The sequence below is a fragment of the Phenylobacterium sp. T106 genome (genome assembly GCF_057219735.1).
The window spans coordinates 152,464-176,869 of the sequence record NZ_JBXVWA010000001.1; the positions used below are offsets into that span (position 1 = coordinate 152,464).

Annotated in this window: 22 protein-coding genes; 2 read left to right on the forward strand and 20 right to left on the reverse strand. The window is 70.0% G+C overall.

The features are described 5' to 3' along the window. Both AC2D8W_RS00765 and AC2D8W_RS00770 read right to left on the reverse strand, forming a co-directional pair. On the reverse strand, positions 1 to 279 hold the full coding sequence (locus AC2D8W_RS00765; protein WP_484669924.1) for an ASCH domain-containing protein: 279 nt from the start codon (positions 277 to 279) through the stop codon (positions 1 to 3). Next, the gene (locus tag AC2D8W_RS00770; protein WP_484669925.1) at positions 276 to 2,513 is read right to left on the reverse strand and encodes a ComEC/Rec2 family competence protein; all 2,238 of its coding nucleotides are present in this window, start codon (positions 2,511 to 2,513) and stop codon (positions 276 to 278) included. Before AC2D8W_RS00770 ends, AC2D8W_RS00765 begins: the two co-directional genes overlap by 4 nt. Between AC2D8W_RS00770 and gltX the strand changes: the two genes are divergently transcribed. Next, positions 2,464 to 3,873, forward strand: coding sequence for a glutamate--tRNA ligase (gene gltX, locus AC2D8W_RS00775; protein ID WP_484669926.1), 1,410 nt, complete (start codon positions 2,464 to 2,466; stop codon positions 3,871 to 3,873). The genes AC2D8W_RS00770 and gltX overlap by 50 nt on opposite strands. A gap of 54 nt (positions 3,874 to 3,927) precedes the next feature. Further along, complete coding sequence (gene gltA, locus AC2D8W_RS00780; protein WP_293479738.1) at positions 3,928 to 5,208, forward strand: citrate synthase; 1,281 nt, start codon at positions 3,928 to 3,930, stop codon at positions 5,206 to 5,208. Positions 5,209 to 5,287: 79 nt separating this feature from the next. Here gltA and lpxB read toward each other — a convergent pair whose 3' ends face one another. The 18 genes from lpxB to sidA all read right to left on the reverse strand — a co-directional run bounded on the left by lpxB (position 5,288) and on the right by sidA (position 24,349). Next, complete coding sequence (gene lpxB, locus AC2D8W_RS00785) at positions 5,288 to 6,448, reverse strand: lipid-A-disaccharide synthase (RefSeq protein WP_484669927.1); 1,161 nt, start codon at positions 6,446 to 6,448, stop codon at positions 5,288 to 5,290. Then, positions 6,445 to 7,287 (reverse strand): UDP-2,3-diacylglucosamine diphosphatase, encoded by an 843-nt coding sequence (gene lpxI, locus AC2D8W_RS00790; protein WP_293479734.1) that lies wholly within the window; start codon positions 7,285 to 7,287, stop codon positions 6,445 to 6,447. The genes lpxB and lpxI overlap by 4 nt, the downstream gene beginning before the upstream one ends. Further along, positions 7,288 to 8,085 carry an acyl-ACP--UDP-N-acetylglucosamine O-acyltransferase gene (lpxA, locus tag AC2D8W_RS00795; protein ID WP_484669928.1) on the reverse strand — a complete coding sequence of 266 codons (798 nt, stop codon included), beginning with the start codon at positions 8,083 to 8,085 and terminating at the stop codon, positions 7,288 to 7,290. Between the two features lie 4 nt (positions 8,086 to 8,089). Beyond that, a complete protein-coding gene (gene fabZ, locus AC2D8W_RS00800) occupies positions 8,090 to 8,560 on the reverse strand; it encodes a 3-hydroxyacyl-ACP dehydratase FabZ (RefSeq protein WP_293479731.1) in 471 nt (156 codons plus the stop codon). Then, positions 8,557 to 9,573, reverse strand: coding sequence for a UDP-3-O-(3-hydroxymyristoyl)glucosamine N-acyltransferase (gene lpxD, locus AC2D8W_RS00805; RefSeq protein WP_484669929.1), 1,017 nt, complete (start codon positions 9,571 to 9,573; stop codon positions 8,557 to 8,559). The genes fabZ and lpxD overlap by 4 nt, the downstream gene beginning before the upstream one ends. A 35-nt stretch (positions 9,574 to 9,608) precedes the next feature. Next, on the reverse strand, positions 9,609 to 10,274 hold the full coding sequence (locus tag AC2D8W_RS00810; protein ID WP_293479728.1) for an OmpH/Skp family outer membrane protein: 666 nt from the start codon (positions 10,272 to 10,274) through the stop codon (positions 9,609 to 9,611). 6 nt (positions 10,275 to 10,280) lie between these two features. Next, positions 10,281 to 12,665 (reverse strand): outer membrane protein assembly factor BamA, encoded by a 2,385-nt coding sequence (gene bamA / locus AC2D8W_RS00815; protein ID WP_484670537.1) that lies wholly within the window; start codon positions 12,663 to 12,665, stop codon positions 10,281 to 10,283. 84 nt (positions 12,666 to 12,749) lie between these two features. Further along, the gene (gene rseP, locus AC2D8W_RS00820; protein ID WP_484669930.1) at positions 12,750 to 13,964 is read right to left on the reverse strand and encodes an RIP metalloprotease RseP; all 1,215 of its coding nucleotides are present in this window, start codon (positions 13,962 to 13,964) and stop codon (positions 12,750 to 12,752) included. Positions 13,965 to 13,973: 9 nt separating this feature from the next. Beyond that, a complete protein-coding gene (gene dxr, locus AC2D8W_RS00825) occupies positions 13,974 to 15,164 on the reverse strand; it encodes a 1-deoxy-D-xylulose-5-phosphate reductoisomerase (RefSeq protein ID WP_484669931.1) in 1,191 nt (396 codons plus the stop codon). Next, positions 15,155 to 15,979: a phosphatidate cytidylyltransferase gene (locus AC2D8W_RS00830; RefSeq protein WP_484669932.1), complete on the reverse strand. Its 825-nt coding sequence runs from the start codon at positions 15,977 to 15,979 to the stop codon at positions 15,155 to 15,157. The genes dxr and AC2D8W_RS00830 overlap by 10 nt, the downstream gene beginning before the upstream one ends. After that, positions 15,957 to 16,727 (reverse strand): polyprenyl diphosphate synthase, encoded by a 771-nt coding sequence (gene uppS, locus AC2D8W_RS00835; RefSeq protein ID WP_484669933.1) that lies wholly within the window; start codon positions 16,725 to 16,727, stop codon positions 15,957 to 15,959. The genes AC2D8W_RS00830 and uppS overlap by 23 nt, the downstream gene beginning before the upstream one ends. Before the next feature lie 26 nt (positions 16,728 to 16,753). After that, a complete protein-coding gene (frr, locus tag AC2D8W_RS00840) occupies positions 16,754 to 17,320 on the reverse strand; it encodes a ribosome recycling factor (RefSeq protein WP_293479718.1) in 567 nt (188 codons plus the stop codon). 42 nt (positions 17,321 to 17,362) lie between these two features. Then, positions 17,363 to 18,082, reverse strand: coding sequence for a UMP kinase (gene pyrH / locus AC2D8W_RS00845; RefSeq protein ID WP_293479716.1), 720 nt, complete (start codon positions 18,080 to 18,082; stop codon positions 17,363 to 17,365). Between the two features lie 95 nt (positions 18,083 to 18,177). After that, entirely contained in the window at positions 18,178 to 19,110 is a 933-nt protein-coding gene (tsf, locus tag AC2D8W_RS00850) for a translation elongation factor Ts (protein WP_484669934.1), read from the reverse strand. Positions 19,111 to 19,196: 86 nt separating this feature from the next. Then, complete coding sequence (rpsB, locus tag AC2D8W_RS00855; RefSeq protein WP_484669935.1) at positions 19,197 to 20,099, reverse strand: 30S ribosomal protein S2; 903 nt, start codon at positions 20,097 to 20,099, stop codon at positions 19,197 to 19,199. A gap of 194 nt (positions 20,100 to 20,293) precedes the next feature. Beyond that, positions 20,294 to 20,626: a hypothetical protein gene (locus AC2D8W_RS00860; RefSeq protein WP_484669936.1), complete on the reverse strand. Its 333-nt coding sequence runs from the start codon at positions 20,624 to 20,626 to the stop codon at positions 20,294 to 20,296. Between the two features lie 172 nt (positions 20,627 to 20,798). Continuing rightward, positions 20,799 to 24,230 (reverse strand): DNA polymerase III subunit alpha, encoded by a 3,432-nt coding sequence (gene dnaE / locus AC2D8W_RS00865; RefSeq protein WP_484669937.1) that lies wholly within the window; start codon positions 24,228 to 24,230, stop codon positions 20,799 to 20,801. Positions 24,231 to 24,256: 26 nt separating this feature from the next. Further along, the gene (sidA, locus tag AC2D8W_RS00870; RefSeq protein WP_293479706.1) at positions 24,257 to 24,349 is read right to left on the reverse strand and encodes a cell division inhibitor SidA; all 93 of its coding nucleotides are present in this window, start codon (positions 24,347 to 24,349) and stop codon (positions 24,257 to 24,259) included. Between the last annotated feature and the right edge of the window lie 57 nt (positions 24,350 to 24,406).

Below are 24,406 nucleotides of genomic sequence, written 5' to 3' on the forward strand. Positions count from 1 at the left end.
TCAGGCGGGCACGAACACGAAGTCGACGATGAAGACCCGCTCGCCACGCCCGTGGCGGGCGGTTTTCATAAGGTCCTCGACGTCCGCGAAGCCGCCGGCCCGCGCGATCGCGTCGGTGATGTCGGCGAGGTCCACTTCCTGCAGCCGCGTCACCTCGACGAAGCCGTCCAGGAGCGGGTAGCGCCCGCCGACCTTCACGCGGGGCGTGAGCCACAGCCGGACGCTGGAGGTGATCTCCCCCGCCCGGATCCGGGCGCGAAGCGGCCTGGCGAACATCATCGCGGGTCGAACCCCCAGGTCCAGGGCCGCCGGCCGCGCAGGTCCTGGGCCCACACCACGCGCCAGCCGTTCCCCTCCCGGTAGATCTCGGCCGACCCGCCCTTCGCGAAATCCCCGCCGGTGAGCACGAGCGGCGCGGCGCAGTCCTGCGGCCGGACATCGTTGCGCAGGACGACGATGTCGGCGGCGGCGCAGAGCGCCTCCAGTCGGCCGGCCTTCAGCGGGCGGCGCACGTTCCAGGCGGCGGCCAGGCGTATCGGCGCCCCCGCCGCGGGCGCGCAGCTCCAGCGATCGCACGCGAAGCGGCGGTCGCGCTCCTCATCGCTGATCACGGCGGCCAGTCCACGCCGGCGCGCCCAGAACTCGGCGCCGAACAGCTTGGCGTCGGGCCGGAGCAGGACGGCCTGCCGCCCATCCCGAACGGCCACGGCGGCGCCGTCCGCGGCGACCCAGACGTCGGGCGCCGCGGGTCGGGGGGCCCAGAGCACCGCCATGGCCAGCGGAACACCCATCCATCGCAGCGGGCCCCGCCACAGGCATGTGAACAGCAGGCCCAGGAAGCTGGCCGGCAGCACCCACGCGGGCGCGCTCGGGACGAGGATCTCCGCCGCCGGGGCGCGAGCCGCCCAGGCGGCCACCTGGTTCATCAGCCCGATGGACCAGCCGGCCAGTTCCAGGGGCGCCTGCCCCAGTCCCAGGGGCGTCAGGGCCGCCCCCAGCGCCAGGCCGGGCATCATCAGGAAGGACGAGATCGGCGCCACCGCGAGGTTGGCGAAGAGGCCCCATGTCGAGACCCGGTTGAAGTGCTGGATCGCGAACGGGCCCGTGGCCAACCCCGCGACGAAGCTCACGGCGATGCTCGCGGCGGTCCAGGTGACCGCGGCCTGAAACGCCCGGATCGCCCAGGGCGCCTGGATCTCCTTCACCGGCCGCGGCCAGATCTCGGCCAGGGCCACCAGGGCGGCGGTGGCCGCGAACGACATCTGGAAGCCGGGCTCAGTGACCGCTTCCGGCTGGAGCAGAAGGACGCCCAGGGCGGCCAGCGCCAGGGCGTGGAGGCTGATCGCCTGACGGTCGGCCAGGATCGCCGCGAACGCCACCGCGGCGGTGATGGCGGCCCGTTCGGCGGGCGGCGGCGCTCCGGAGAGCACCAGGTATCCGCCGACGGCCGCGAGGCCGAACAGCGCGGCCGCCTTCTTGCCGTGCACGCGCAGCGCCAGCCACGGCCAGGCGGCGATCAGCAGGCGCGCGAGCCCGAAGGCGAAGCCGCCGACGATGGCCATGTGCAGGCCGCTGATCGAGACGATGTGCGCAAGCCCCGCGGCCCGCAGGTTCTCCACCTGCTCCTTGGGAATGAAGGCCTCGTGGCCCGTCGTCATCGCCGCAGCGAGGCCCCCGGTCTCGGGCCCGAGCGCCTCGACGATCCGGCGGGTGAGATTCCAGCGCACGGCGTTGACCCGCATCGCCAGGGCAAGTCGCCAGGGCGGCTCGGCCGGAGGCGTCGTGGCCTCGGGGGCGCGCAGCGCGAGGCCGACCGCGCCGACGCTCTCGAAGTAGGCGTCGCGGGCGAAGTCGTAGGCGCCGGGGCTGGCCGGCGGCGGAGGCGGATTGAGGATGGCCAGCAGCCGCACCGACTCCCCGGGCGCCGGCAGCGCCGCGCCGGGCTTCAGCGTCACCCGGACGCGGATCGGCGTCGCCTCGGCGTCCCAGCCGCCGACGCGCGTCGGCGCCAGCAGGAGGCGCTGTCCCCCCTCGCCCGGCGCGGCCACATCGACAACCCAGGCGTCGACCCACTGGGGCCGCGCGCCCGCCTGGGCGACGGACGCCTTGACGGCCTCCGCCCGCAGCTTGGCCACGGCGAAGCCCCCCACCACGCCGGCGCTCAGGACCAGCGCCATGGTGGCGGCGCGCCAGTAGCTCCAGCGCGTCGCGCCCAGGAGCAGCGCCGACACGAGCAGCAGGAGCCAGGCGACCCAGGCCTGCGGCTCGCGCATCAGTGCGAAGTAGAGGCTGCAGCCGAGTCCGAAGGCCACCGGGGCCCACAGTGTCCACCGGTCGGCCTGCTGCTCCACCTGCGTGGAGACCCAGGCCCGGATGCGTCCCAGGCTAGGAAGCCGCGGAACGCGCGTGTTAAGAGGCGCCGCCGCCGTCGAGGCCAGCCCCTCCCCTATCCCCTCGAGTTCGATGTCAGACCGTCCCGTCCGCACCAGGATCGCCCCTTCGCCTACCGGCATGATGCACATTGGCACGGCCAGGGTGGCGCTTTTCAACTGGCTGTATGCCCGTCACACGGGCGGGAAGTTCCTGCTGCGCATCGAGGACACGGACCGCGAGCGTTCGACCGACGCCGCCGTCCAGGTGATCTTCGACGGCCTGACGTGGCTCGGGCTGGAGCCGGACGAGACCCCGGTGTTCCAGTTCGCGCGCGCCGACCGGCATCGGGCGGTCGTGGACGAGATGCTCTCCCGCGGCGCCGCATATCGCGACTACATGACGCCCGAGGAGCTGGAGGCCGAGCGCGAGTTGGCGCGGGCCGAAGGGCGCGTGATCCGTTCCCCCTGGCGGGACCTGTCGCCCAACGACGCCCCCGACCGCCCGTTCGTCGTGCGCCTGAAGGCGCCGCAGGACGGGGAGACCGTGGTGGACGATCAGGTGAAGGGCCTGATCCGGTTCGAGAACCGCACGCTGGACGACCTCATCCTCCTGCGCACCGACGGCACGCCGACCTACAACCTCGCCGTCGTGGTGGACGACCACGACATGGGGATCACGCACGTGATCCGGGGCGACGACCATCTCAACAACGCCGCGCGGCAGACGCTGATCTACCAGGGCCTCGGCTGGGAGGTCCCGGCCTGGGCGCACCTGCCGATGATCAACGGCCCGGACGGAAAGAAGCTCTCCAAGCGCCACGGCTCGCAGGCCGTGAGCGAGTTCGACGATATGGGCTACCTGCCGGAAGCCATGCGGAACTACCTGGCCAAGCTGGGCTGGGGGCATGGCGACGACGAGATCTTCTCGGACGCCGAGGCCGCCGCGTGGTTCGACATCAAGGACGTCGTCAGCGCGCCCGCCCGCCTGGACTGGGACAAGCTGAACCACCTCAACAACCACTACATCCGCCAGGCCGACCCGGTTCGCCTGGCCGGCCTGGTGCGCAAGGTCCTGGAGAGCCGGGACGTGCGGCTGCGGGCCGGGGACGACACGCTGATCGCCCAGACCGTCCCGTTCGTGCGGGACGGCGCCAAGACCACCCTCGACCTCGCCGACGCGGTCGTGTTCGCCCTCAAGGAGCGGCCCCTCGAGCTGCCGGAGAAGACCCGGGCCCAGCTCGCCGAGCCCGAGATGGCGGCGCGCTTCCAGGCGCTGCGGGCCGCGCTCGCCGAATCGCCGGCCTGGGACGTCCCCACGCTCGAAGGATGCCTGCGCAACTTCGCGGAATCGCAGGGGATCGGGCTCGGCAAGTTCGGCCCGCAGCTACGCTCGGTCCTGTCCGGCGGCGCGCCGGCCCCGGACCTCGCCGGGGCCATGACCGCGCTCGGCCGGGAGGAGAGCCTCGGGCGCATCGACGATGCGCTTTCGCTCCTCGCGTAAAGAGGTATAAGCCCTCGAACGAGTGTTTCATCTCGCAGCCGCGAAGGGGGTCTCATGGGCGAAACGGCGAAGGTCCAAATCGACGGCAAGACAGTCGAGTTGCCAGTGCTGCGGGGCACGGACGGGCCCGCGGTGATCGACATCCGCAAGCTCTACGGCGACGCTGACGTCTTCACCTATGACCCGGGCTTCACGTCGACCGCCTCTTGCGAGAGCAAGATCACCTTCATCGACGGCGACAAGGGCGTGCTGCTGCACCGCGGCTACCCCATCGACGAGCTGGCCGAGAAGTCCAGCTTCCTCGAGGTCTGCTACCTGCTGCTCCACGGCGAGCTTCCGAACGCGGGCGAGTTCGCCCAGTTCGAGAAGAACATCGTGTACCACACCATGGTCCACGAGCAGTTCGACCGCTTCTTCAACGGCTTCCGTCGGGACGCTCACCCGATGGCCATCATGACGGGCGCCGTGGGCGCCATGTCGGCCTTCTACCACGACAGCACCGACATCAACGATCCCGAGCAGCGGATGATCTCCGCGCACCGGCTGATCGCCAAGATGCCGACCATCGCGGCGCGCGCCTTCAAGTACTCGCGCGGCCAGCCGTTCGTGTATCCGCGCAACGAGCTCTCCTATGCCGAGAACTTCCTGCGCATGTGCTTCTCGGTGCCGGCCGAGGACTGGAAGCCCAATCCGGTCCTGACGGCGGCCATGGACCGCATCTTCATCCTGCACGCCGACCACGAGCAGAACGCGTCGACCTCGACCGTCCGCCTCGCGGGGTCGTCGGGCGCCAACCCGTTCGCGTGCATCGCCGCGGGCATCGCCTCGCTGTGGGGCCCCAAGCACGGCGGCGCGAACGAAGAAGCGCTCAACATGCTAAAGGAGATCGGGACCGTCGACCGGATCCCCGAGTTCGTCCAGGGCGTGAAGGACCGGCGCTACCTGCTCATGGGCTTCGGCCACCGGGTCTACAAGAACTACGACCCGCGCGCGAAGGTGATGCAGCAGGCCTGCCACCAGGTCCTGAAGGAAGTGGGCGCCGAGAACGACCCGCTGCTGCAGGTCGCCATGGAACTCGAGAAGATCGCGCTGAACGACGAGTTCTTCATCCAGCGCAAGCTCTACCCGAACGTCGACTTCTACTCAGGCATCACGCTGCGCGCCCTGGGCTTCCCGCCCGAGATGTTCACCGTGCTGTTCGCCCTGGCCCGCACGGTGGGCTGGATCGCGCAGTGGAAGGAGATGATCGAGGATCCGTCGCAGAAGATTGGCCGTCCGCGGCAGATCTACACGGGCGCTCCGCAGCGCAGCTACGCGCCGATCGACAAGCGCTGAGCCCGGGATTAATCGGAATTGCGAGGGGGCCGGTCCCGGAAGGGGCCGGCCCCTTTCGTCTGGGTCAGCTTCGTCCGGGTCAGTCCAGCAGGCTCAGCACCGCGTCGGCGGCGGCGTCGCTGGGGTCCGGCCCGCCCCGCCCCATCTTCAGCAGCGCCGCGTTCTGCCGCTCGATCTGCGTCGTGCGCAGGGCGGGATCGTCGAGCCGTCGCGCGACCTCCGCCGCCAGGGCCAAGCCGTTGCAGTCCGCCTGGATCATCTCCGGGGCGACGAAGTCCTGCGCCGCGATGTTGAAGAGGGTGACGTACTTGGTGCGGATGAGCCGCTTCAGGATGGCGTAGGTCAGCGGCGCCAGGCGGTAGGCCACCACCATCGGGCAGCCCGCCAGCGCCAGTTCCGTCGTGACCGTGCCCGAGCAGGCCAGCGCCACCGTCGCGGCCTTCATGGCGTCCCGCTTGGCGCTCTCGCCCTCGACCACATGCGCGCGGCCAGGCCAGAGGGCGACACGGGCCTTCACCGCGTCGGCGACCGTCGGCGCCGCCGGGACGACGACGTGCAGGTCGGGCCGCTCGGCCAGCAGCCGGGTCACGGCGTCCTCGAACGCCGGCATCACCCGCTCGATCTCGGACGGACGGCTGCCCGGCAGCACCAGCAGGATCGGATCGTCCGGCGCGGCGCCGATCGCATTGCGCAGCCGCGACGGATCGGCGCCGGAGAAGTCGATGGCGAGCGTCGAGTCCCCCACGAACATCGCCCGCAGGCCCTCGCGCTCGAAGGCCGGCGCGTCGAACGTGTGGATGGTCAGGAGGAGGTCGAACCACTTCGCCGCGGTCTTCGCCCGGCCGGGGCGCGAGGCCCACACCTGCGGGGCCACGTACTTCACGAGGGGGAGGCCCGGCTGCTGGCGGCGCAGGCGCTGGGCCACGCGCAGGGTAAAGCCCCACGAGTCCACCAGCACGGCGACATCCGGCCGCTCCCGCGCGGCCAGGGCGGCGGTCTCGTCGGCGCGGCGCACCACCCTCGGATAGGCCAGGAGGCCCTCGGTCAGGCCCAAGATCGACAGCTCGGAAATGTCGAAGGGGCTATCCAGCCCCTCGGCGGCCATCCTCTGCCCGCCTACGCCCACGAACCGGACTGCGCCGTCCAGCCGGCGCTTCAGCGCCCGCATGAGCCCCGCCGCGCGGTCGTCGCCCGACGCCTCGGCCGCCACCAGCATGACCGTGAGCGGCCGCCTAGTCATGGCGCCTGCGCCGGCTCCACGCCCAGGATGAAGACGCCCAGGTCGTCGGCGAGCGCGATCACCTGCTCGCGGTCCAGGACCAGCAGCCGGCCCGCCTCGCCCACGATCCCCGCCAGGCCCGCGCGCGCGACGCCATGGATGGTGGCGAGCCCGATGGTGGGCAGGTCGACCCGCGTCTCCTGGATCGGCTTCGGCGCCTTGGCGAGGACGCCCGCCCCGGCGCCCGGCCGGCCCCTGAGGTGCGCCGGCAGGTCCGCCACGCGGGCGAGCATGGCGTCGGTTCCCTCCTGGGCCTCGACGGCGAGCACGAGCCCGTGGGCCACCACGGCGGCCTGGCCGACGTCGAGCCGCCCGACGGCCCGGGCCACCTCGACAGCGCGTTGCGCATCGGCCAGGTCGGCCTCGCCGGCCGTCACCCGGCCCAGATACCCGGCCGGCAGTGTCAGGTCGTCCATGACCTCGTGGGCGCCCTCGACACGGAAGCCTTCCCGCTCGAACTCGCCCACCAGGAGGCGCAGCAGCGCGTCGTCGCCCTTGCGCGCGGCGGCGACCGCGCGAGGCAGCAGCATCAGGCCGCGCAGATCCGGCACGAGGCTCGCGAAGTCCGGCCGGGCCACGTTGCCGGCCAGGCAGACCGACTCACAGCCCGCGCGCTTCAGGGCCTTCAGGCACTTGCCCAGCTCGGCCAGCCCGACCTCGGCCCCGGCGTAGTCCGCCAGGTCCCCGCCCGCGAAACCCTTCAGGCGGACGACGAAGAACGGACGTCCGGAACGTTCGCAGTGCTGGGCGATCTCCACCGGCAGGCCCCCGCCGCCGGCGATGAGGCCGAGCTTCTGCACCTAGAGTTCCCGCTCCGGCAGGCAGAGCGGCCGGTTCGCATCGGCGCGGATGAAGTCGATGATCTCCATCACCGGCGGCGAATGCCCGAAGGCGGCGGCGGTGTCGTCGATCCGTTCCTGGAAGGTCCCTTCCTCGGCGAACAGCAGCCGGTAGGCCGAGCGCAGGGTGCTCACGGTGTCGCGGTCGAAGTTGCGCCGCTTCAGCCCCACGAGGTTGAGGCCTTCGAGATGGGCGTGGTTGCCCCACACCATGCCGTACGGGATCACGTCCTTGGTCACCGCCGCGAGCCCGCCGATGAAGGCGTAGCGCCCCACGCGGCAGAACTGGTGCACCGCGGCCAGCCCGCTCACCGTGACGAAATCGCCCACGATCGTGTGCCCGCCCAGCGTGGCGCCGTGCGCCAGCACTACATTGTCGCCGACCACGCAGTCATGGCCGATGTGACTGGTGGCCATGAAGAAGCCGTCGTCGCCGACGCGCGTCACGCCGTCCCCGCCGGGCGCCCCGATGTGCATCGTGACGTGTTCCCAGATGCGGTTCCGGTCACCGATGACCAGTTCCGTGGGCTCGCCCTTGTAGCCGGTGTGATGCGGCGGCCCGCCGAGGTTGGCGAAGTTGCGGACCGAGCAGTCCGCGCCGATCGTGGTGCGGTTCTCGATCACCACATGGGCCAGGATCTGGGTGCGCGGTCCCACGCGGACGTGCTCGCCCACGATCGAATAGGGGCCGACGGTGACGCCGTCGGCCAACTCGGCGCCCGCGGCGACGAGGGCGGTCGGATGGATCTCTACGGCCAAGCGGTCAGGTCTCCACCACCATGGCGGCGAACTCGGCCTCGGCGGCGACCCTGCCGTCGACCTTGGCCTCGCCGGCGAACTTGAAGACGTCGCCCCGGTGCCGGACCACGCGCACGTGCATCCGCACGACGTCGCCCGGCCGGACGGGCGCCCGGAAGCGGCAGTTGTCGGCGCTCATGAAGAAGATGGCCTTGCCCTCGGTGTCGACCTCGAGCGACTTGGACATCAGCACCGCGCCAGTCTGCGCCATGGCCTCGATCAGCAGCACGCCGGGCATCACCGGATAGTCGGGGAAGTGGCCCTGGAAGAAGGGCTCGTTCACCGTCACGCACTTGATGCCGACGATGCTCTCGTTCTGCTTGTACTCCTCGCACCGGTCGACGAGCAGGAACGGGAACCGGTGGGGTATCCGCTCCAGCACCTCGGTGATGTCGATCTTCGTCGGGTCGCTGCCTGCAGGCGCCTTGCGCGTCATTGTGGTCCCCTCCCCCCTCGGCTGGCCATCCGGGCCAACCAGGCCGTCTCCTTCAGCCAGTGCCGGATCGGGCGCGCCGGCATGCCGCCCCAGGTTTCGCCGGCCGGAATGTCCTTCATCACGCCCGCCGCCGCGCCGACGCGGGCGCCGGTCCCGATGACCACGTGGTCGGCCACACCGGCGCGGCCGCCGAACTGGGCTCCGTCCCCGATGGTGACACTGCCCGAGATTCCCGTGTGGGCCGCCATCACGCAGTTGCGACCCACGCGCACGTTGTGAGCAATCTGAACCAGGTTGTCGATCTTGGTGTTCTCGCCGATCACCGTGTCGTCGTAGGCGCCCCGATCGATGGTGCTGTTGGCGCCGATCGAGACGCCGTCCTGGATGACGACACGCCCCAGTTGCGGGATGTCGATCAGCCCCTTGGGGCCCGCCGTCGCGCCGAAGCCGGGCTCGCCGATCGTCGCCCCGGCGAGGATTTTCACGCGGTCTCCGACCAGCGCGAAGCCGATGGTGACGTTCGGACCGATGTCGCAGTCGCGGCCGATGGCGACCCCCGGGCCGATGACGGTGTTGGCCCCGATGCGCGTCCCGCGGCCGATCTGGGCCGCCGGCCCGACCACGACCCCCGGACCCAGCACGACGTCGCGCTCGACCAGGGCGTCCGGCGCGATCGTCTGCGCGCCCCCGCCCCTGGCCCGGTGCAGCCTCGCCGCCGCGAGGGCGTAGGCGCCCTGCGGGTTCGGGGCGGTCAGCACGGCGCAGCCGGCGGGCGCCAGCGCCTCGGCGCCCTTGGGCAGCACGCAGGCGGCCGGACGCGCGCGCGCCAGCTCCGCGGCATAGCGCCGATCGGACAGGAAGGTGATCGTGTCGGGCCCGGCGTGGGACAGCACCGCCACCCGCGCGATCATGCGCTCGCCGTCGGCCGGATCGGCAAGCTCGGCCCCCGCAAGCGCGGCCAGTTCGCCCAGCCGGACGGGTCCCAGGTCCTCGAAGAAGCGCGGGTCGGGCATTTCGCCGCTATAGGCCAGTTCGACCCGCGCGTCTGCTATCGCGCCGGCGCGGCCGCGGGACGCGCGGCGCCCGGGGTCGCTTGCTGGTCAAGCCGCTCGCGATCGAAGGTGAACTGGGTGATCTTCCCGTTCAGCGCGGTCACCACCTGCGGGGTGATGTCGGTCGTCGGGTTGGCCAGGACGATCACCTGGCGGTTGAAGAGCATGCCGCAACCCTTGGCCTGGTAGGCCTGGCGGATCAGGGGCTCCATCTCCTCGCCCACGCGGTTGATGGCCTTCTGCTGGGTGAGCTGCAGCTCGTTCTCACGCTGCTGGCGCTTGCGCGCGAAGGCGTTGGCCTTCACCTGCACGGCGGCGGCGCGCTGCTCGAAGGTGTTCTGGTCGATCGAGGCGCGCTGGGCGTCGATCTGCTTGGCCTCGTTGTCGATGGCCGTGCCTTCCGACTGCAGCTCGGCGTTCACCTGGGCGGCCAGCTGCTGCATGCGCGTCTGCACGTACTTGCCGACCGTCGAGTTGGCGAGCACGCCTTCCGGCGAGACGACGCAGAGGCCGGCGGGCGCCGCGCCGTGGGTTACCTGCGGAGCTGCAGCCGCCGGAGCCGGCGTGGCCGGACGGGCGGGCTGTTGCTGGGCCGCAGCCGAGGATGCCGTGATCGCGAGAGCCGCAGCGGCGCTCGTCACGGCGAAGGTCTTGAAGGTCATGATTTCCTAGAACCTGGTTGAAGTGGAGAACCGGAAGAGTTCCTTCCTGTCGTAGTCTTCCTTGGCCAAAATTCGGCTGAAGTCGAAGCGGATCGGGCCCATGGGCGACTTCCAGAAGACGCTCACGCCCGCGGAGGCGCGAAGCGACAGGTCGTCGCGGATACAGACGTTGCGCGTGCCCGGCACCGCGGGGTTGTTGATGAACTTGGTCGGGTCCGCCGGGTCGGGAATGCTCGGCTGCAGGCAGTCGAGGTCGCCCGGCTGGTAGGTCTTGTCGCGCTTGTCGAGCTTGCCCAGCGTGCCGACGTCGGTGAACAGGGCCGCCTTGATCCCGTACTGCTCGGGCAGGAAGGTGGGGACGGTCAGCTCGAAGGTGCCGATCGCATAGGCCTTGCCGCCGAGGGCGTCCGCCCTCTGGAGCGAGATGTCCCGCGGGCCGATGCCGGCGGTCTCGAAGCCGCGGAACGTCAGGCCGCCCTTGTAGTAGCGGTCGTTGATCCGCACGTCGTCGCCGGCCCAGCCCAGCACGTAGCCCGCCGATCCGGTCACCGAGAAGATGAAGTCCTTGGTGAAGCCGTGGAACCAGGCCGCCTCGATGTCGGTGCGCACGTAGTTCACGTCGCCGCCCAGGCCCGCGAGGTCCTGGTTGAAGTCGATGTAGAAGCCGCGCGTCGGGTTCAGGTAGTCGTTGCGGCGATCGAGGCGGGCCCCGTAGCCCACCAGCGAGGTCAGGCGCTTGCCGATCTGGCTGCAGAGCGCGGTCGAGAGCACCTGTCCCTGCGTCGGGTCGCAGAAGAAGCCGTCGAGGTCGATGTCTTCCTGCCGCAGCACGTAGCGGACGGCCCCGCGGCTATCGATGCTGAGCGGGAAGTTGCCGCGCAGGGTGAAGCCGACGGTCGACGTCTTGTAGGCCGAGAAGTCCGAGTAGTCGAGGCGGTAGGCGTAGAGGTCCACGCCCGCGGCCAGGTCGCGTCCCAGGAACCGGGGCTCGGTGAAGCCGAGGTCGATCTGCTGGCGGAGGGAGCCCACCGAGATACGCGCCCGCACGTCCTGCCCGCGGCCGCGGAAGTTGCGCTGGGTCACGCCGAGGTCCAGCACGAGCTGGTCCACGGACGAGTAGCCGGCGGAGAACGAGAGCTCGCCGGTCGGCTGCTCCTCCACCTTCACCTGGATCGCCGTGCGGTCGGGGGCCGAGCCCGGGACCTCGGTGATGTCCACTTCCTTGAAGAAGCCCAGGGCGCGGATCTGCCGCTTCGAGCGGTCGACCAGGGCGCGGTTGTAGGCGTCGCCCTCCACCACGCTCATCTCGCGCCGGATGACGTAGTCCAGCGTCTGCGTGTTGCCGACGATGTCGATGCGATCGACGTAGACCCGCGGGCCCTCGTTCACCTCGAAGGTGACGTCGACGACGCCCTTGGCGCGGTCGGGGGTGTAGCGCGGACGCACGTCCACGAAGGCGAAACCGGCGGCGCCGGCGGCGAAGGTGAGCGCGTCGGTCGCCTGCTCGATCGCCTCGTCCTGGTAGGTCGTGCCCGACCGGATCGGCACCAGGGCCTCGAGCACGGTCTTGTCCAGCTTCTGCAGCGTGGTCTGCACCTGCAGCTTGCCGAACCGGTAGCGGGGGCCTTCGTCGACCGTGTAGGTCACCACGAAGCCGTTCTTGTCCGGCGCGAGCTCGGCGACCGCCGACGACACCCGGAAGTCGTAGTAGCCGCGGTTGCGGTAGTGCTTGCGCAGCTGCTCCTTGTCGTACTCCAGCCGGTCCGGATCGTAGTTCGCGTTGTTCGAGAAGAACTTGTACCAGCGGCTCTCCTCGGTCACGACCACGTCGCGCAGGTCGTTGTCGCTGAAGGCCTTGTTGCCCAGGAAGTTGACCGAGAGGATGCCGCTCTTCGGGCCTTCGTCGATCTTGAAGATCAGGTCGACCCGCTTCTGCGGCAGCTCGATGATCTGCGGCTCGACGGTGGCCGAGATGCGGCCCGAGCGGCGATAGAGTTCGACGATCCGCTGGACGTCCCCCTGCGCCTTGGCGCGCGTGAAGATCCCCCGCGGGCGGACGGTCACCTCGTCGCGCAGCTTGTCTTCCTTGAGCCCCTTGTTCCCTTCGAAGATCACGCGGTTGATGATCGGGTTCTCGACGACGGTGACGATCAGGTCGCCGTTCTGGAAATCGACCTTCACGTCGGCGAACAGGTCGGTGCGGAACAGCGCCTTCAGCGCCAGGTCCATCTTCGCCGAATCGACCGTCTCACCCGGCTGCACCGGGAGGTAGGAGACGACCGTCGACTGCTCGATTCGCTCGTTGCCCTGCACCAGGATCCGCTGGACGACGCCGCCCTGCTGCTGCTGCGCGGCGGCGACGCCGGGCGCAACGACGGCCGCTGTCCCCATGAGCAAGGCAAGGCTCGTGGCGAGCGCGGCGCAAGGTACGCGGTTTTGATGCATCGAATCAGCCGTTTGAGGGGACGATCGGGCTCAGGAGAATAGCCCGCCGAACAGATTGAACACACGCAGGCGCTGCAAGTCGTTCCAGGTGGCGAACAACATCAAACCGAGAACCAGTGCAAGACCCACACGGTATCCTGCAGCCTGAACCTTGGCGGCAAGAGGGCGCCGCGCGATCGCCTCGTAGGCGTAGAACAGGAGATGGCCCCCGTCGAGCACCGGCACGGGCAGCAGGTTCATGAACCCGATGCTGACGGAGATCAGCGCCACCAGCTGGACGAGGCCGAATGCGGCGGCCGCGACCATCGCGCCGATGTCGGTGTGTCCTTCCGCGCTGACCGAGGTGACCTTCTTGGTGACGTCGGCGATTCCCAGGGGGCCGCGCAGTTCGTCCGCGCTCACCTGGCCGGTGATCATGCGTCCGAGATAGTAGACCGTGGTCTCGAGCACCCCCCAGGTCTTGGCCACGCCCGCGCCGATCGCTTCGATCGGCCCGTAGCGTACGCGCACGTAGTCGTCGGCGCCCTGGGCCGGCGTGATGCCGATGGCGCCGACCCGGCGCTCGCCCGAGATCCGGTCTTCCTTCACCTGCCAACGGGGCGTGGCGCTGAGCACCAGCCGCTCCTCGCCGCGCATGACGCCGAAGGTGGTCGGCACCCCGCCGCGGACCTCGATCGCCTGCACGATCTGGCTGAAGCTGGTCATCTCGCGGCCGTTGACGGCCACGATGCGGTCGCCCGGCCGGAAGCCCGCCGCCGCCGCCGGACTGCCAGGGGCGATGGTCTCGGCCCGGAACGGCAGGACCATGTCGCCGAGGCTGGCCAGGATCGTCGCGAAGATGGCGATGGCGAGCAGGAAGTTCGCGGTGGGGCCCGCAGCGACGATCACCGCGCGCTGCCAGATCGGCTTGAAGTGGAAGTATCGCTCGATCTCGGCGCCGCGCCCGGCTTCGACCAGTTCGCGCCGCATCGAGGCGAGGTCGTCGGCGTCGGGGATCGAGGCCGCGTTGTCGTCACCGGAGAAGCGGACGTAGCCCCCGATCGGCAGCCAGCCGATCCGCCAGTCGACGCCGTCCTTGTCCTTCCAGTGGGCGATGGCCGATCCGAAGCCGATGGAGAAACGGTCGATCTTGGTGCCCAGCCACTTGGCGGCCAGGTAGTGCCCGAGCTCGTGAACCGTCACCACCACGCCCAGCACCAGCAGGAAGGGAATGACGGTCAGCAGGACGCTCTGCAGGATCTGCATGAAGGCTCCTCAGGCCGCGGCGAGGTCGTGGACGACCTCATCCGCCACGCGGCGGGCGGCCGCATCGGTTTCGCGCGCGCTCTCCACCGCGTCGTTCAGGGCGGAGAAGTCGTTGGTTCGGTCCATGCGCTCCAGCGTTTCCGCAACGACGTTCGGGATATCCAGAAAGGCGATGCGTCGGTCAAGGAAAGCCGACACCGCGCGTTCGTTGGCCGCATTCATCGCGGCCGGGGCCTGGCCCCCCGTCGCCAGCGCCTGCTTGGCGATGGAAAGCGCCGGAAATTTGTCCGGGTCCGGATGCTGGAAGGTCAGCGGGCCCGCCGTGACGAGGTCCAGCTTGGGGGCCGGCCACGGCAGCCGGTCGGGCCAGGCGAAGGCGCAGGCGATCGGCGGGCGCATGTCCGGCGGGCCGAGCTGCGCCAGGGTCGAGCCGTCCGCGTACTCCACCAGCGAGTGGATGATCTGCTCCGGATGCACCAGGACCTCGATGCGTTCGGCCGGCATCGAGAACAGGTACGCCGCCTCGATCACCTCCAGCCCCTTGTTCATCATTGTGGCCGAGTCGACCGAGATCTTGGCGCCCATCGAGAAGTTCGGGTGGGCGATGGCCCGTTCGGGCGTCGCGGCGGCCATCTCCTCGCGGGTCGCGTTCCGGAACGGTCCGCCCGACGAGGTGAGGATCAGGCGCGAGACCTGGGCCGCGACGGCCGGGTCCAGCACCTGGAAGATCGCCGAGTGCTCGGAATCCACCGGCACGACCGCCCCGCCCGCCAGCTTCGCGGTGCGCAGCAGGGACGGCCCGGCGCAGACCAGGCTCTCCTTGTTGGCCAGGGCGATCACCGCCCCGGCCTTCGCGGCGGCCAGCGTGGGCGCGAGCCCGGCGAAACCGACGATGGCGGACATCACCCACTGGGCGTCGGCGGCGGCGGCGTCGCGGACGGCCGCGGCGCCGCCGGCCGTCTCGATCCCGGAGCCCTTCAGCCGCTCGCGCAGTTCGGGCAGCGCGCCCTCGTCCTCGATGACCGCGATGCGCGGCCGCCAGCGCAGCGCCTGCTCCGCCAGCCGCGAAGCGTTGCGGCCCGCGGCCAGGGCGACCATCTCGACCTCCACCTGCGCCTGCTCGAACAGGTCCAGCGTCGAGAGGCCGATCGAGCCTGTGGATCCCAGGATGCTGACCTTGCGCGGCAGGCTCAATGCCACCCCCACTGGTTGGCGAGCCGGGCCAGCGCCATCACCACCACGGCGAACATCAGGCCGTCGACACGGTCCAGCAGGCCGCCGTGGCCCGGAATGAGGTCGCCCGAGTCCTTCACGCCGAAGCGCCGCTTGATCGCCGACTCCCAGAGGTCCCCGGCCATGGTGGCCAGCCCCACGGCGAGACCCACGAAGGCGGCCGCGAGCAGGTTCAGACGGAAGGCTGGCAGCGCCGCCATCATGGCGCCGACCGCCGTGGCCGCCAGCAGGCCGCCCACGAAGCCGGACCACGTCTTGTTCGGCGAGAAGCGCGGCCAGAGCTTCGGCCCCTTGAGCGCGCTGCCCACGAGGAACGCCCCGATGTCGGCGGCCCAGGTGGCGGCGAACAGCATCATCACCCACCAGTGCCCCTGATCGGTCTGCCGCAACCAGACAAGGCACAGCGCGGCGGGCGCGATGTAGAGGACCCCGTAGGCGGCGTCCGCCGGCCGCTCCGCGACCCCCCGGGCCACGATGGCCGCGCCCGCGGCGGTGAGCAGGATCGCGCCCCAGGCCCACGGGAAGTCTCCGCGGTAACCCACGAAAACACTTATGAGAACAGCCGCCGCCACGACCGCGGCTACCCGGGTCGGCGACACCGGCGCGCTCATGCCGCCCCACTCGATGGCCAGCAGCGCGACCCCGATGGCGATCATCACCAGGTACGGCCATCCGCCGAACCAGACGGCCGCGACCACGGCAGGCGCCAGCACCACGGCCGACGCCGCGCGCAGGCCGAGGTTCGACCAGTCGAACCGCTTAGCCGGCGGCGAGGACGTCATCGGATGCGATTGCGCCATAGCGCCGATCCCGGGCCGCGAATTCCGCGAGCGCCGCCTCAAGATGCTCCTGACCATAGTCGGGCCAAAGCACGTCCTGGAACACGAGTTCCGCGTAGGCGGCTTCCCAGAGCAGGAAGTTTGAAAGCCGCTGCTCGCCCGACGGCCGCACGATCAGGTCCGGCGGCGGCGAGTCGGCGGTCGCCAGCAGGCCGGCGAAGACCGCCTCGTTCATCTCCGAGGGTTGCCGGCGGCCCGCGGCGACGTCCTCCGCGAACCGGCGCGCGGCGTCGGCGATGTCGGTCTGGCTGCCGTAGTTGAAGGCGATGTTCAAGTTGAAGACGGTGTTGTGGGCGGTCCGCGCCTGGGCGTCCTCGAGCAGGCGCACCAGCTCGTCCGACAGGCCTTCGCGCCGCCCGATGACCCGGACCCTGACGCCCTCGCGCTCGAGCCGGGCGAGATCGCTCTCGAAGTAGCGCTTGGGCAACGCCATCAGTTCAGCGACCTCGGCCGCGGGCCGGCTCCAGTTCTCGGTGGAGAAGCCGAAGACCGTCAGCCAGCCGATGCCGAGCTTCGGGGCGGCCGACACGGTGCGGCGAAGCGCCTCCACGCCCGCGCGATGGCCGAGCGGCCGCGGCAGGCCGCGCTGCTTGGCCCAGCGGCCGTTGCCGTCCATGACGATCGCCACGTGCAGGGGCCGCGCCCCGTCCTGGGGAACGCCCGCGTTCGAAGAGGTCTCGGCGGCAGCCATGGGGTGAACGCTATCCTGCACGCGGGTCAGACGTGCATGATCTCCTGTTCTTTTGTTTTCAAGGCTTCGTCGATGCGCTTGATCGCCTCGTCGGTGATCTTCTGGACCTCGGTCTCGAAGCGCTTCTCCTCGTCCTGGCTGATGACGCCGTCCTTCTGCGCCTTCCGGCAGTCTTCGTTGGCGTCGCGGCGCACGTTGCGGACCGCGATGCGCTGCTGCTCGGCGTACTTGCCCGCGATCTTGGCGAGGTCCTTGCGCCGCTCCTCCGTGAGCGGCGGGATCGGCAGGCGCAGCGTCTGGCCGTCGACCACCGGGTTGAGGCCCAGGTCGGAGGCGCGGATCGCCTTCTCCACCGAGACGACCAGGCCGCGGTCCCACACGTTGATGGTGATCATCCGCGGCTCGGGCACGCTGATCGCGCCGACCTGGTTGAGCGGCACGTTCGAGCCGTAGGCCTCGACGTGGATCTGATCCAGCAGGCTCGCCGACGCGCGGCCGGTGCGAAGCGACCCGAACTCGTCCTTGAGGGCCGCGACAGCCTTGTCCATGCGGGCCTTGTAGTTGGAAAGCACAGGCTTTTCGGCGGTGGCCATCTAGGCGTCTCCGTATTCGGGTCTTGGGGCCGACTTTAGCGGCTAGGCGATGGTCGTGAAGACGCCTTCGCCGTTAAGGACTTTCAGCAGGTTCCCGCGTTCGCGGATGTTGAACACCACGATCGGGATCTTGTTGTCCCGCATCAGCGACACCGCCGAGGCGTCCATGACCTTGAGGTCCTTTGCCAGCACGTCGGTGTAGCTGAGGGTCTGGTAGCGTTCGGCCTTCGGATCCTTCTTGGGATCGGCCGTGTAGACGCCATCCACGCTGGTGCCCTTGAACAGCGCCTCGCAGCCCATCTCGGCCGCGCGCAGCGCCGCGCCCGAGTCGGTGGTGAAGAACGGCGCGCCGACGCCAGCGGCGAAGATCACCACGCGGCCCTTCTCCAGGTGCCTCAGCGCGCGGCGGCGGATGTAGGGTTCGCAGACCGCCTCCATCGGGATCGCCGACTGGACGCGGGTGAAGACGCCGATCTTCTCGAGCGCGGCCTGAACCGCCAGGGCGTTCATCACGGTGGCCAGCATGCCCATGTAGTCGGCGCTGGCCCGCTCCATCCCGGCCTCGGCCAGGGCCGCGCCGCGGAAGATGTTCCCGCCGCCCACCACGACGCACACCTCCACGCCGGCGCGCGCCACCTGGGCGATTTCCTCGGCCACGGCGCCCAGCGTCTTCGGGTCGATCCCGAAGCTGTCGCCGCCGACGCCAGCCTCCCCGGAGAGCTTCAGGAGGATGCGTTTGTAGCGCGGCTTGGCAAAGGCCATCGGCGGAGAATCCTCGGAAAGCTGGGCGAACATACAGCAAGGGCGCGGCGCGTCGACCGCACCGCGCCCCTGGGAGTCTCGATGATCCGACGCCGTTAGGCGCCGGCGCTCATCGACGCGACCTCGGCCGCGAAATCATCTGCCTTCTTCTCCACGCCCTCGCCGAGGGCGAAGCGCACGAAGGCCTTCAGGGCCACCGGCGAACCGGTTTCCTTCGCGATCTCCGCCACGAGCTGCTCGACCGTCTGGTCGGGGTTCATGACGAAGGGCTGCTTCAGGAGGACGACCTCCTCCTGCCACTTGCGGATCCGGCCCTCGACCATCTTCTCGGCGATCTCGCGGGGCTTGCCCGACTCCATCGCGGTCTGGGTCTGGATCTCACGCTCCTTGGCCACGACCTCGGGGTCGAGTTCGTCGGACGACAGGGCGAGCGGAGCCGTGGCCGCCACGTGCATGGCGATCTTGCGGCCGACGTCCTGCAGCTTCGCCGCGTCGCCGGCGCCTTCCATGGCCACGAGCACGCCCATGCGGGCGACGCCGTCGCCCTGCACGTTGTGCAGGTAGAGCGCGACGGCGCCCTGCGAGACCGACAGCTTGGCCGAACGGCGCAGCTGCATGTTCTCGCCGATGGTCGCGATCAGGTTCGTGATCGTGTCCTGCACGACTTCGCCGTTGGCCGCCTTGGCGTTGCGGATCGCGTCCACGTCGCCGTCGACGGTCAGGGCCACGTCCGCGAAGTCGCGGGCCGCGTCCTGGAACTTGTCGTTCTTCGACACGAAGTCGGTCTCGGCGTTGAACTCGACCAGCACGCCGGTCTTGCCGTCGGCGCTGATCTTGCCCGCCACCAGGCCCTCGGCGGCCGCGCGGTCGGCCTTCTTGGCCGCCTTGGCCAGGCCCTTGGTGCGCAGCCAGTCCATCGACGCTTCGATGTCGCCGTTGTTCTCCTGCAGCGCCTTCTTGCAGTCCATCATGCCGGCGCCGGATTTCTCGCGCAGGTCCTTGACCAGCGCAGCGGTGATTTCCGCCATGGTCAGCTCCTCATAAGTTCAGGGACCGGCGGCCCCAGGTGGAGGCCGCCGCACGTCAATTCGGGTGGGGCTGGCGCGCGAACGCGTCAGCCGGCTTGTTCTTCGCTCGCCGCGCCGGCGCCGCCTTCAGCCGTCTCGGCCGCCGCGGCGGTGGTATCGGGCTCGCCCGACATCTCCGCTTCCAGCGCAGCCGCGTCGGCCGGGGCGACCTCAGGCTCGGCCGCCGGCTTCGGGGCCGCGCGCGAGAGCGCAGGCTCGATCGGGGCTTCCGAAGCGCCCAGGTCGATGCCCGACGCCGCCTGCCCGGCCGCCAGGCCGTCCAGGATCGCGTCGGCCATCAGGTCGCAGTACAGCTGGATGGCGCGGGCCGCGTCGTCGTTGCCCGGGATCGGATAGGTGATGCCGTCCGGATTGCAGTTGGTGTCCAGGATGGCGATCACCGGGATGTTCAGCTTCCGGGCTTCCTGGATCGCGATCGCTTCCTTGTTGGTGTCGATCACGAACATCAGGTCGGGAATGCCGCCCATGTCCTTGATGCCGCCCAGGCTCAGCTCGAGCTTGTCGCGCTCGCGCGTCAGCTGCAGCAGTTCCTTCTTCGAGCGGCCCTGGCCCTCGCCCGACACCAGCGCGTCGGTCTCGCGCAGGCGCGCGATCGAACCCGACACGGTGCGCCAGTTGGTGAGCGTGCCGCCCAGCCAGCGGTGGTTCACGTAGTACTGGGCGCAGCGCTTGGCCGCCGTCGCGATCGGCTCCGAAGCCTGGCGCTTCGTGCCCACGAACAGGATGCGGCCGCCGCCGGCGGCGACTTCGCGCACCTTCACCAGCGCCTGGTGCAGCAGCGGGATCGACTGCGACAGGTCGATGATGTGGATGTTGGAGCGCGAACCGAAGATGTACTTGTCCATCTTCGGGTTCCAGCGGTGCGTCTGGTGGCCGAAGTGGGCGCCGGCCTCAAGCAGCTGGCGCATGGAGAATTCAGGCAGAGCCATCGTCTGTAACTCGTCTTTCTTCCGGTTGGACCGCCGCGGGCAACCTCTCCTGGGAGAGACCGGAACGGACAGGACGGGATGTCTCCCCGCCTGGCCCGCACACCCGCGTGTGGATTGGAGCGGCGCATGTAGTTGGAAACCGGCAGAAAAGCAAGCCGGGGCGGCCTGCCGCCGTCCGACCGACCGCGCGGCGGTTACCTGCGGCCGCAGGCGTTCACGTAGACGCTGATCTCGCAGGGCTCCGGGCGCGACGCTCCGTAGGGCGTGCTGTAGACCGAGCGCCCGCTGAAGGGCCTGTACGGTTCGAAGCCCGGCGCCTGCGGCGACTCAGGCGCGCCGTAGCGCCTGGGCGAGGTCGACGACGGCGCAGGCTGTTGCGGCAGGTAGCTCTTCGGCTTGTACGTCTCATACGACCCCGGCGATCCGAACGTCGCCCCCGGTCGTTGGCCAGGCGAGAACGTTCCCTGGGCCGCCGCCGGGCCGGCGATCAACGCCGCCGCGAGGATGATTGCAGATTGCCGCTTCATCGTATGACGCCTCCCGTCGTCTGAAGAGAAGCAGCCGCGGCTGGGGCGGGCAACGGACCCAACAGTATGAACGCGCCTGCCCTCAGGCCCAGGTCGCCATGACCCTGCGGCGAGACAACGCCGCCCGGACCGCGCCGAGCCAGGTCGTCGCAGCCGCTCGCTGGCCTCGGGTTCAGAGATCCTCGACGAACACCACGCCGGGGGCCGTCTTCAGGGCGCCGCGGACGGCGCCGTCCAGGGTGAATCGGCCCGGCAGCCGGAGCTCCACCTCGCGGTTTCCCTCCAGCCGGGCCGTCAGGACCACTTCGCCGCCGCGACCGTTCGAGACGCCCAGCCGCTTCTTGATCGCTTCGATCTCGGCGCTGTGCGGGGTGATGTGCACCCGCAGGCCCGCCACCACGTTCTCCACGGCCTTCTCCACCGGCTCCACATCGTCGCCGAAGAAGCGGACTTCACCGTCGCTGGCCTTGGCCCGCACCCGGATGGACACCGCCTTGCCGGGCTCCAGCAGGTCGCGGCACTTGCGCAGGCTCTCGGGCGGGAACAGCACCTCGTACTCGCCGGTGGGGTCCGAGAAGGTGACGAAGGCGAACTTCTCCCCGCTGCGCGAGGGCCGCTCCTGCTTGCGGCGGACCACGCCGGCCATGCGCAGGGCCTCGGCGCCGGCCACGGCCTTGGCGACCGCATCGGTGAGCAGGTCGGTGCGCTTGCGGCGCAGGGCCTCCACCATGTCGTCCAGCGGATGGCCCGAGAGGTAGAAGCCGACCGCCGCCAGTTCCTGATCCAGGCGCTCCGTCGGCGTCCAGGGCTCGGCCTTCGACAGCCTGGGCCGCTGGGCCTCGGCCTGATCGCCGCCGAACAGCGAGGCCTGGGCCGACTCCCGGTCGGCGGCGACGCTCTGCGCGTAGCCGATCAGGGTGTCGGCGGCCTCCACGAGCTGCGCCCGGTTCGGATGGATCGCATCGAAGGCGCCGGCGCGGGCCAGCGTTTCGAACGTGCGCTTGTTCACCTGCTTGGGATCGACCCGCTCGACGAAGTCGAAGATGTCGCGGAACGGGCCGCCCTCGCGGCGCACCTGGGCCACGTGTTCCATCGCCTGCAGGCCCACGTTGCGGATCGCGCCCAGGGCGTACAGCACCTCGCCGCCCTCGACCTCGTAGTCGGCGGCCGATGTGTTGACGCAAGGCGGCCGGATCTTCACGCCGAAGCGCTTGGCGTCCTGGTAGAACACCGAGAGCTTGTCCGTGTTGGCGATGTCGAGGCTCATCGAAGCCGCGAAGAACTCGACCGGCGCGTTCGCCTTCAGCCAGGCTGTCTGGTAGCTGACCACCGCATAGGCCGCCGCGTGCGACTTGTTGAAGCCGTAGCCCGCGAACTTGTCCACGAGGTCGAAGATCGCCCCGGACTGCGCCGCAGGGATGCCCTTGGCCTCGGCCCCCGAGATGAAGCGCGCACGCTGCGCCTCCATCTCTTCCTTCTTCTTCTTGCCCATCGCGCGGCGCAGCAGATCGGCCTCGCCGAGGCTGTAGCCGGCCAGGATCTGGGCGATCTGCATCACCTGTTCCTGGTAGACGATGATGCCGTAGGTCTCCTTCAGCACCCCCTCGAGCGTCGGGTGCAGGAAATCGATCTCGCGCCGGCCGAACTTGCAGTCGATGAAGGCCGGGATGTTGTCCATGGGGCCAGGGCGGTAGAGCGCGCCCACGGCGGTCACGTCCTCGATGCAGTTGGGCCGCAGCTGGCGCAGGGTGTCGCGCATGCCCTGCCCTTCCAGCTGGAAGACCCCCACCGTCTGGGCGTTGCTCATCAGCTCGTAGGTCTTCTCGTCGTCGAGCGGCAGCTTCGCCATGTCGACGGCCGCGCCGCGCTTCTCGAGGTACCTGAGCGCCCGGTCGATCACCGTGAGCGTCTTCAGGCCCAGGAAATCGAACTTCACGAGGCCTGCGCTCTCGACCCACTTCATATTGAACTGCGTAGCCGGCAGTTCGGACCTTGGGTCGCGGTAGAGCGGGGTCAGCTGGGTCAGTGGCCGGTCGCCGATGACCACCCCGGCGGCGTGCGTCGAGGCGTTCCGGTAGAGCCCCTCGAGCTGCAGCGCGATCTCGAGCAGGCGGGCCACGGCCTCGTCGCGCCGTCGCTCCTCCTGCAGCCGCGGCTCGATCTCGATGGCCTGCGCCAGGGTGACCGGATTGGCGGGGTTCGCCGGCACCATCTTGGCGAGGCGGTCGACCTGGCCCAGCGGCAGCTGCAGCACCCGGCCCACGTCGCGCAGCACGGCGCGCGCCTGCAGGGTTCCGAAGGTGATGATCTGGGCGACCTTGTCGCGGCCGTAGCGCTGCTGGACGTAGGCGATCACCTCCTCGCGCCGCTCCTGGCAGAAGTCGATGTCGAAGTCCGGCATCGACACCCGCTCGGGGTTCAGGAAGCGCTCGAACAGCAGGCCGTACTGGAGGGGATCCAGGTCGGTGATCGTCAGCGAATAGGCCACCAGCGAACCCGCGCCCGAGCCGCGGCCGGGCCCCACGGGGATCCCGCGCGCCTTCGCCCACTTGATGAAGTCCGAAACGATCAGGAAGTAGCCCGGGAAGCCCATCTGGGTGATCACCTGGATCTCCCGTTCCAGGCGGGCCTCGTACTCCTCGGGCGGCCGCACGTTGGCGCGGCCCGCCGACATGCGGAGCTTCAGGCCCTCGCGCGCCTGCCGGGCCAGCTCATCGGCCTCGGAGACCTCCCCGCCCGTGAACCGCGGCAGCAGCGGGTCGCGCTTGTTGACCATGAAGGCGCAGCGGCGCGCGATATCCACCGTGTTGTCGCAGGCCTCGGGCAGGTCGGCGAACAGCGTGCGCATCTCGGCCGCCGACTTGAACCCGTGCTCGGGCGTCACGCGCCGGCGCTCGTCCTGCCCGACGAAGCTGCCGTCGGCGATGCAGAGCAGCACGTCGTGCGCCGCGTAGGCCTGGGCGTTCTTGAAGTAGACGTCGTTCGTGGCGACGAGCGGCGCGTCCTCGTCGTACGCGAAGGCCACCAGCTCGGGCTCCGCGGCGGCCTCGGCCGGCGTCCCGTGCCGCTGGAGCTCCACGTAGAAGCGGTCGCCGAACGCCTCGTGCATCTCGCTCAGCGCCGCGCGTCCCTCCTTGACCTTCCCCGACGCGAAGAGGTGGTCCACCGGGCCGTCGGGGCCGCCCGACAGGAGGATCAGGCCCTCCGCATGCCGCCGGACCTCGGCCCAGGGCACGTGGGGCTCGTCGCTGGCGTCGATGTCCAGGTACGCCTTGGACGAAAGCTCGCAGAGGTTCAGGTAGCCGGTCTCGTTCTGGGCGATCAGAACGACCGTCGGCGCCTTGGCCCAGCGCTCCGCCGGCGCCTCGCCCACCCCGCGGACCGGAAGCGCGCAGGCGATGATGGGCTGCACCCCCTCGCCCTTCGTGGCGACCGAGAACTCCAGGGCGCCGAAGAGGTTGGCCCGGTCGCACAGCGCCACCGCGGGCATGCCGTCGGCCTTGGCGAGCGCGCCGATCTTGTCGGCCTTGATGGCCCCCTCGAGGAGCGAATAGGCGGACCGGACCCGGAGGTGGACGAACCCTGCGCCGCCGCTCTCCCCCAAGGCCAACTCCCCCATTCGCATGGCGGTCAGCTCACCAGGCCGGCCACCGAGCAGACCAGCCACACAAAGCTCGCCACCGACGCAAAGGCCAGCGATTCCCGGGCCAGACGAACCATCATCCGCATCCTTCCTGTGTGGCGCCTGTGGAGAACCTGTGGGCGCGTTCCGGGTTCGTT

Coding starts and splice junctions, on each gene's coding strand:
- sidA (WP_293479706.1), bottom strand. CDS start 24,349: ATGATGGTTCGTCTGGCCCGGGAATCGCTGGCCTTTGCGTCGGTGGCG.
- AC2D8W_RS00770 (WP_484669925.1), bottom strand. CDS start 2,513: ATGCCGGTAGGCGAAGGGGCGATCCTGGTGCGGACGGGACGGTCTGAC.
- bamA (WP_484670537.1), bottom strand. CDS start 12,665: ATGGGGACAGCGGCCGTCGTTGCGCCCGGCGTCGCCGCCGCGCAGCAG.
- rseP (WP_484669930.1), bottom strand. CDS start 13,964: ATGCAGATCCTGCAGAGCGTCCTGCTGACCGTCATTCCCTTCCTGCTG.
- uppS (WP_484669933.1), bottom strand. CDS start 16,727: ATGGCTGCCGCCGAGACCTCTTCGAACGCGGGCGTTCCCCAGGACGGG.
- gltX (WP_484669926.1), top strand. CDS start 2,464: ATGTCAGACCGTCCCGTCCGCACCAGGATCGCCCCTTCGCCTACCGGC.
- AC2D8W_RS00830 (WP_484669932.1), bottom strand. CDS start 15,979: ATGACGTCCTCGCCGCCGGCTAAGCGGTTCGACTGGTCGAACCTCGGC.
- AC2D8W_RS00860 (WP_484669936.1), bottom strand. CDS start 20,626: ATGAAGCGGCAATCTGCAATCATCCTCGCGGCGGCGTTGATCGCCGGC.
- rpsB (WP_484669935.1), bottom strand. CDS start 20,099: ATGGCTCTGCCTGAATTCTCCATGCGCCAGCTGCTTGAGGCCGGCGCC.
- lpxB (WP_484669927.1), bottom strand. CDS start 6,448: ATGACTAGGCGGCCGCTCACGGTCATGCTGGTGGCGGCCGAGGCGTCG.
- AC2D8W_RS00810 (WP_293479728.1), bottom strand. CDS start 10,274: ATGACCTTCAAGACCTTCGCCGTGACGAGCGCCGCTGCGGCTCTCGCG.
- tsf (WP_484669934.1), bottom strand. CDS start 19,110: ATGGCGGAAATCACCGCTGCGCTGGTCAAGGACCTGCGCGAGAAATCC.
- gltA (WP_293479738.1), top strand. CDS start 3,928: ATGGGCGAAACGGCGAAGGTCCAAATCGACGGCAAGACAGTCGAGTTG.
- lpxD (WP_484669929.1), bottom strand. CDS start 9,573: ATGCCCGACCCGCGCTTCTTCGAGGACCTGGGACCCGTCCGGCTGGGC.
- fabZ (WP_293479731.1), bottom strand. CDS start 8,560: ATGACGCGCAAGGCGCCTGCAGGCAGCGACCCGACGAAGATCGACATC.
- frr (WP_293479718.1), bottom strand. CDS start 17,320: ATGGCCACCGCCGAAAAGCCTGTGCTTTCCAACTACAAGGCCCGCATG.
- pyrH (WP_293479716.1), bottom strand. CDS start 18,082: ATGGCCTTTGCCAAGCCGCGCTACAAACGCATCCTCCTGAAGCTCTCC.
- AC2D8W_RS00765 (WP_484669924.1), bottom strand. CDS start 279: ATGATGTTCGCCAGGCCGCTTCGCGCCCGGATCCGGGCGGGGGAGATC.